The 6031-nt window shown below is 65.9% G+C and carries 6 protein-coding genes and 2 pseudogenes; 7 read left to right on the top strand and 1 reads right to left on the bottom strand.

Translation table 11 applies throughout. The features are described from left to right. Positions 1–437, top strand: a pseudogene (locus tag GPA_RS04365) (MATE family efflux transporter); the annotation flags it as partial. Positions 438–474: 37 nt separating this feature from the next. Here the strand turns inward: GPA_RS04365 and GPA_RS04360 are convergent. Then, complete coding sequence (locus tag GPA_RS04360; RefSeq protein ID WP_015539055.1) at positions 475–987, bottom strand: nitroreductase family protein; 513 nt, start codon at positions 985–987, stop codon at positions 475–477. A gap of 148 nt (positions 988–1135) precedes the next feature. Between GPA_RS04360 and GPA_RS04355 the strand changes: the two genes are divergently transcribed. The 6 genes and pseudogenes from GPA_RS04355 to GPA_RS18890 form a co-directional block, all read left to right on the top strand. Continuing rightward, positions 1136–1498 carry a winged helix-turn-helix transcriptional regulator gene (locus GPA_RS04355; protein ID WP_015539054.1) on the top strand — a complete coding sequence of 121 codons (363 nt, stop codon included), beginning with the start codon at positions 1136–1138 and terminating at the stop codon, positions 1496–1498. 106 nt (positions 1499–1604) lie between these two features. Continuing rightward, positions 1605–2966: an ATP-binding protein gene (locus tag GPA_RS04350; RefSeq protein WP_015539053.1), complete on the top strand. Its 1362-nt coding sequence runs from the start codon at positions 1605–1607 to the stop codon at positions 2964–2966. Positions 2967–3007: 41 nt separating this feature from the next. After that, positions 3008–3739 carry a response regulator transcription factor gene (locus GPA_RS04345; protein WP_231847568.1) on the top strand — a complete coding sequence of 244 codons (732 nt, stop codon included), beginning with the start codon at positions 3008–3010 and terminating at the stop codon, positions 3737–3739. Positions 3740–3848: 109 nt separating this feature from the next. Next, complete coding sequence (locus tag GPA_RS04340) at positions 3849–4814, top strand: ATP-binding cassette domain-containing protein (RefSeq protein WP_015539051.1); 966 nt, start codon at positions 3849–3851, stop codon at positions 4812–4814. Next, positions 4807–5718, top strand: a complete 912-nt coding sequence (locus tag GPA_RS04335) for a hypothetical protein (RefSeq protein WP_147274537.1) — start codon at positions 4807–4809, stop codon at positions 5716–5718. Before GPA_RS04340 ends, GPA_RS04335 begins: the two co-directional genes overlap by 8 nt. 102 nt (positions 5719–5820) lie before the next feature. Beyond that, positions 5821–6031: pseudogene (locus GPA_RS18890) on the top strand (sensor histidine kinase); the annotation flags it as partial.

Below are 6031 nucleotides of genomic sequence, written 5' to 3'. Positions count from 1 at the left end.
AGCTCGCGCGCGCCCGCGACGTCGCGCGGTTGGGGGCGCGCCTCAATATCGGCGTGACGCTGGGCATCCAGGTGCTCATCCAGCTGCTCGCGCCGGCCATCGTGGGGCTCTACGGCCTCGCGCAGGGCACGTCGTTCGACATCGCCGTGCTCTACCTGCGTATCACGTGCAGCGTGAACGGCCTGTTCTACGCGGCCATGTACAGCTTCGACTCGTTCGCGCTCGGGGCCGGCTCGCCGCGCCTCGTGCTGGCGAACTCGCTCATCGACGCGTTCGCCGTGCGTTTCGGCCTGGCGTTCCTGCTCTCCGGCGCGCTCGGCTTCGGCTACGTGGGCATCTTCGTCGCGCAAGCCGCCTCGCCCGTGATTCCCGCGCTCATTGGCGGCGCCTACCTGCGCCATTGGACGCGCTCGCACGGGGTGGAGCGGGGCAAGTAGCTGGACTTGGCGAAACGGCGTGCGGCTCGCGCGGCGCTTACGCCTTCGTGACCAGCTCGCTTATCGGGATGCGCTCGGCCGCGTGGCGCTCAGGGCTCTTCCATTCGCCCTCGGCATGGCCCACGGCCAGGATGTTCACCGGCACGAGCGAGGCGGGCAGGTCGAACGCCGCACGCACGCCGGTAGGGTCGAAGGCGCAGATCCACACGCTGCCGAGACCCTGGTCGGCTGCGGCGAGCATCATGTGGTCGCACGCGATGGAGGCGTCGATGTCGGTGGAGGCCATCCCGTCGAAGGAGCGCTTCCAAGCGCGTTCGGCATCGGCGCACACGACGAATGCGAGCGGCGCGCCGTACAGGTTGGCGGACTTCCCGAGCTTTGCGAGCCCTTCCGCGCTTTCCACCTGGATGAGGCGCACGGGCTGGCGGTTCGCGGCGCTCGGGGCAACGTGTGCGGCCTCCACGATGGCGGCGATCTTCTCCGGCTCCACCGGGCGGGGCTCGTAGGCGCGGATCGAGCAACGCTTCTTGGCGAGGTTCGTGAACGACATGGGGTGCTCCTTCTCTCGTGCGGGTTCGTTTCGCCTTCCATGATAGAAGTCGCTACCGAACAAGCAAGTAGGCACTATTTTGGAATATACTACCGAAAAGGAAAGCATGGGCCTCCCACCAAAGGTCCATCGTGAAGGGAGCGCTGCCATGAAAACCTGCCCGGATGCCTACCATTGCCCCGTCGAGGCCACCATCGACATCGTGGGCGGCAAGCACAAGGTGCTCATCCTCTGGCACTTGAGCAAGCACGGCGTGCTGCGCTTCGGCGAGCTGCAGCGGCTCATGCCCCAGGCAACGCCTAAGATGCTCACCCAGCAGCTGCGCGAGCTGGAGGCCGACGGCATGCTGCACCGCGAGCTGTACCACCAGGTGCCGCCCAAGACGGAGTACTCGCTCACCGAGCGCGGCCGCAGCTTCACGCCGGTGCTGAACGCCATGTGCGAATGGGGCGGGAGCGTGCTTGAGGAGATGGGCGCGGAAGCGGGGAGAAAAGTTGTCCGTAAAGATTGATCGGTGCGCGCCTCCAGGCTTTCGTGTCGCAAAAGCGTTGTAAAGTTTTGCGCATCGTGCAATAATCTGTATAAAAAGTTTTGCGCATCGTGCAAGGAGTAGAGCCATGCTGAAGCGAAAGGCGTACGACCGGCTTCTCGAATGGAAGAAAAACCGCAATGGAAAGACTGCGCTGCTTATCGAAGGGGCTCGCCGTGTGGGCAAAAGCACGCTCGTGGAGGAATTTGGGCGCAACGAGTACGCTTCCTGCCTTATCGTGGATTTCTTCCAAGCGCCCGCCGAGGTGAGGCAATACTTCGAAGACTACCGCACCGATTTCGACACGCTGTTCCTCTACCTGTCCACCTACTACGGGGTCGACCTCCATGAACGGGATACGCTCATCGTCTTCGACGAGGTCCAGATGTTCCCGACTGCTCGCGGTCTGCTCAAGTACTTGGTGGCCGACGGCCGTTACGACTATATCGAAACCGGGTCGCTCCTGTCCATCAAGCAGAACGTGGACGGCATCGTGGTTCCGTCGGAGGAGGAATCCTTCGAGCTCAATCCGCTGGATTTCGAGGAATTCCTTTGGGGGATGGGCGAGGAGAAGCTGGTGACCCTCATCCGCAGGCAGTTCGACAGCCTGAAGCCCTTGCCCGACGGGCTGCACCGTCGGGCCATGGGACTTTTGAGAGAGTATATCCTGGTGGGCGGCATGCCCGGTCCGGTGAGCATCTATGTGGCGCAGCGCAGGTTCGAGCCGGTTGATACGGCGAAGCGTCAGATCCTCAGCCTGTATCGCAACGACGTCGCGCGGTTTGCCCGCGGCTACGAATTCAAGGTGGTTTCGGTGCTGGACGGCATTCCCGGCCAGCTGTCGAAGCATGAGAAGAAGTTCACTTTGAGCTCCATTAGCAAGAATGCACGCATGAGAAGCTACGAGGAGGCCTTCTTTTGGCTGGCCGACGCTCGTATTGCCAACATCTGCTTCGCCTGCTCGGATCCGGGCGTGGGCCTCTCGCTCAACATGACGCAGTCTTCTTTGAAGTGCTACCTGGCCGACACGGGTCTGCTCGTCTCGCTTGCTTTCGCCGACAACGCGCATACGGATGAAAGCGTGTACCGCGCCGTGCTTCGCGGCGAGATAGGGTTGAACGAGGGAATGCTCACGGAGAACGTCGTGGCCCAGATGATCCACGCGAACGGGCATCGTCTGTTCTTCTATTCACAGTCTGGAAAGAGGGAGGGCGAAGAGCGGATGGAGGTCGACTTCCTCATCGTGCGCCCGTACGCCGATGCCGCCATGAAGCCTCGCGTCTGTCCTGTGGAGGTGAAGTCGCCTCGGCAATACGGCACGAAATCGCTTGATCGGTTCAAGGAGAAGTTCGGCAAGCGCGTCGGGACCCAGTACGTTCTGCATCCCAAGCAGCTCAAAGTCGACGGCGATCGTGCATACTTGCCGTTGTACATGGGATTCTGCCTGTGAAAGACGGGGCGCGAAGGCGAATGAAAAAAGGAGGGGCGAGCGTGACGGATGCAACGACCGGCGTGACCGTGCTCATCGTGGAGGACGACGCCCACATCGGCGGGATCGTGGCCGACTGCCTGGGGAATGCGGGGTACGTGTGCACGCAGGCGTTCTCGGGCACGGAGGCGCGGCTCGTGTTGGAGGCGGCGGCCGCGCGCGGCGAGCGGTTCGACGTGGTGGTGTGCGACCTCATGCTGCCGGGTCTTCCCGGCGAGGACATCGTGCGGCTCATCCGCACCGCCGACGCCCATACGCCCATCGTGGTGACCTCGGCCCGCACGAGCGCCACCGACAAGGTGAACCTTCTGAAGCTCGGGGCCGACGACTACCTGGCCAAGCCCTTCGACCTGGACGAGCTGCTCGCGCGCATCGAGGTGCAGCTGCGCCACCGCGGCCGCGCCCTCGCGTCGCAGCCGGGCGGCGACGTGCTGTGCGTGGGCGCATGGGCCATCGACCGCGCCGCGCGCACGCTGACGGTGGACGGCGCGGAGGTGCCGCTCACGCGCACCGAGTTCAACATCGTGGAGCTTCTGGCCGCGCATCCGAGGAAGGTCTACACGAAGCAGGAGCTGTTCGAGCTGGCCTGGGGCGAGCCCTACGCCGCCGAGGACAGCACCGTGAGCGTGCACGTGTCCAACATCCGCGCCAAGCTCAAGCCCACCGGCACCGACGGCTACGTCCAAACCGTCTGGGGCCTCGGATTCAAGCTGGCGGTCGACGAGGGCGCATGAGCCCGGCCGCCCCGCTTCTTCAAGCTTTCTTAAAGGTTGGTTCATCCTTCCTGAAACCCTCTTCCGTAAGCTGGAAACACGACGAGAAGGCAAACGGAAAGGGGCGTTCATGAACGTTGTTGAGACACGGGGGCTCACGAAGTCCTACCGCGGTAAGCGCGCGGTCGACCGGCTCGACCTGCACGTGGCGCAGGGCGACATCTACGGGTTCGTCGGTAAGAACGGCGCGGGGAAGTCCACCGTCATGAAGATGGTCTGCGGCCTGGCGACGCCCGACGAGGGCGAGATCGAGCTGTTCGGCAGCCGCGCCGACGAGTGCGGCCGGCCGGAGGGCGCGCCGCGCGTCGGGGCGCTCATCGAGGCGCCGGGGCTCGTGCCCAACCTCTCCGCCTACGAGAACCTCATGGCGAAGGCCCTGGCCATGGGCGTGGCCGACGCCCCTGCACGCTGCCGCGAGACGCTTGCGCTGGTCGGGCTGGACGGCGTGGGCAAGAAGAAGGCCAAGGGCTTCTCGCTCGGCATGAAGCAGCGGCTGGGCCTCGCGCTCGCGCTCGTGGGCTCGCCCGACCTGCTGTTGCTCGACGAGCCGCTGAACGGCCTGGACCCCGAAGGCACGCGCGCCATGCGCAACCTCATCGTGCGGCTGAACCAGACGCTCGGCGTGACGGTGGTCATCAGCTCGCACGTGCTGGACCAGCTCGACCGCGTGGCCACGCGCTTCGGCGTCATCGCCGAGGGCCGCATGGTGCGCGAGATGACCTCCGAGCAGGTGCAGGCCGAATGCGGCGACAGCCTGCGGGTGCGCACCGTCGACCCGGCCCGCTCGCTCGCGCTGATGGAAGAGGCGTTTCCCCAGGCGACGCTTCGTGCGCTGCCCGACGGATCCCTCTCCGTGACCGGCGACTACGACGCGGCGGCCGTGTCGCGCCTGCTGCACGACGCCGACCAGACGGTGCTGGAACTGAACCCCGTGCGCCGGGACATCGAGGACTATTTCGTCGAGCTCATGGAAGGCGGCGCGCGCGGGGCCGCGGGCGTCGTTTCGGGCGAGGAAGGCGGTGCGCGCCATGTTTAACCTGCTGAGATCCGATGTCTACCGGCTCGTGCGCGGTAAGATGCTGTGGGTGGGCCTGTCCTTCCTCGCGCTCGTGGTGGTGGGGGCGGCCGGGCTGGTCTGGTTCGCCACCACGCCCGAGTTCGCCCAGATGGTGAGCGAGCAGGCGCAGCAGAAACCGCCGCAGAGCGGCATGAGCGTGACCATCACGACGCCCAACAACGCCGGCCTCGACGCCGAGGAGGTGCAGGTGCTCAACGAGAAAACCCTCGGCAGCCGCACCTACTCCTACGGCAACACGTTCATGGTGGGCTTCCTCGGGCTGATCGTCGCGGTGCTGGCAGCGCTGCTTGCCTCGTCGGACTTCGACACGGGGTTCGCGAAGAACGTGCTCGCGGGGCGCGGGAACCGCCGGGCGTACTTCGCGGAGAAGCTCGTGCTGATCGCGGCCTTGTGCGGGGCTTTCCTGTTGGCGGGCATGCTTTTGTCAGATGCGGCGTACGCGGTCCTCGGGTTCTCCTACGAGCGCACGGAGACGGTGGCGGAGTACTGGAGCTGGGCTGGCCTCTCGTGGCTCGTGCTGACGTCGTACGCGTTCCTCGCCGCGCTCATTGCGTGGGCGACGCGCAGCAAGGTGGCCGGCGTCGTGTTCGCAGCTCTCGTGCCCACGGGGTTCCTCGAGTCGATGCTGCTCTCGGCGGCCGCCGTGCTCGCGCCGGCCATGCCGCTGGTGGGCGACGCGATGCAGTGGCTGCCGCTGTCCGTGCAGCAGCGGCTGGCGGCGGGAGGAACGGGCCTGTTCGAAGCGGGCGCGTCTGCGGCGGCCGGGTTGTCGCCAGCGGTGCAAGGGCTTATCGTGTTCGGAGCGATCACTGTTGCGTGCGCGGCGCTCGCGCTCACGGTGTGCCGGAGGAGGGACGTGTAGGATGCGGAGGGCGTGCGGATGACGTATGTGCTGGTGGGAATCGCATGCCTCGCCGTAGGAGCGGGAATCGCGGCGCTCTTCTTTCGCAGGGAGCTGCGCCGCATGGCAGGGTTTTTGCGCGGGCGGGAGGCGCGCAGCAACGCGCGGATGACGGTGGAGGCGCCCGGGCGGGCGTTCGCCGAGCTGGCCGAGGCGGTGAACGCCCAGCTGGACGCTGCGCAGCAGGAGCGGCTGGACGGCCAGCGCCGCCAGCAGGAGTTCCAGCGCGACCTGGCCAGCCTCTCGCACGACATCCGCACGCCGCTCATGGGCG

The sequence above is a fragment of the Gordonibacter pamelaeae 7-10-1-b genome (genome assembly GCF_000210055.1).
GTDB classification, from domain to species: domain Bacteria; phylum Actinomycetota; class Coriobacteriia; order Coriobacteriales; family Eggerthellaceae; genus Gordonibacter; species Gordonibacter pamelaeae.
Note: the sequence above shows the minus strand (reverse complement) of the source record. Positions and strands in the feature narration are given on the sequence as shown.

Coding starts and splice junctions, on each gene's coding strand:
- GPA_RS04360 (WP_015539055.1), bottom strand. CDS start 987: ATGTCGTTCACGAACCTCGCCAAGAAGCGTTGCTCGATCCGCGCCTAC.
- GPA_RS04355 (WP_015539054.1), top strand. CDS start 1,136: ATGAAAACCTGCCCGGATGCCTACCATTGCCCCGTCGAGGCCACCATC.
- GPA_RS04350 (WP_015539053.1), top strand. CDS start 1,605: ATGCTGAAGCGAAAGGCGTACGACCGGCTTCTCGAATGGAAGAAAAAC.
- GPA_RS04340 (WP_015539051.1), top strand. CDS start 3,849: ATGAACGTTGTTGAGACACGGGGGCTCACGAAGTCCTACCGCGGTAAG.
- GPA_RS04335 (WP_147274537.1), top strand. CDS start 4,807: ATGTTTAACCTGCTGAGATCCGATGTCTACCGGCTCGTGCGCGGTAAG.